The organism is Blastococcus sp. CCUG 61487, from assembly GCF_005222955.1.
Lineage (GTDB): Bacteria > Actinomycetota > Actinomycetes > Mycobacteriales > Geodermatophilaceae > Blastococcus.
In genome coordinates, this window is record NZ_LWUA01000148.1 from 1 (window position 1) to 358 (window position 358).

Sequence of the window (358 nt, forward strand, 5' to 3'; positions counted from 1 at the left end):
ACCGGCCCCAGGACGGTTCAGAAGGCCCACTGGTGGGTGGCGTCGGCGAGGTGTTTGTTGCGGGCGTAGCGGGCCAGCACGACCCGTCGGGTGCCCGAGGCGCGGGTGATCGGTGAGGTGCCGGCGTAGTTCTTGCGCGCCTTGGCGTTGGCGTAGCGGTCGTGGTCGTCGCCGAACTCGGCCAGGACCCGGGCGCCCAGGATCGGTCCCAGGCCGGGCTGGCTGGTCACGATGTCAGCGTCCGGGTGCCGGCCAAAACCCTCGGCCACCACCGCCTGCAGCTCGCCGATCTGGGTGTTCAGCTGCGCGATCAGCCGCACCGCGCTGGCCACGATCACGGCTCTTCGCGGTTCCCGGT

Annotated in this window: 1 pseudogene; it reads right to left on the reverse strand. The window is 71.2% G+C overall.

Annotation, left to right across the window (positions count from 1 at the left end):
- Positions 1–20 precede the first annotated feature (20 nt).
- Positions 21–358: pseudogene (locus A6V29_RS08855) on the reverse strand (transposase); the annotation flags it as partial.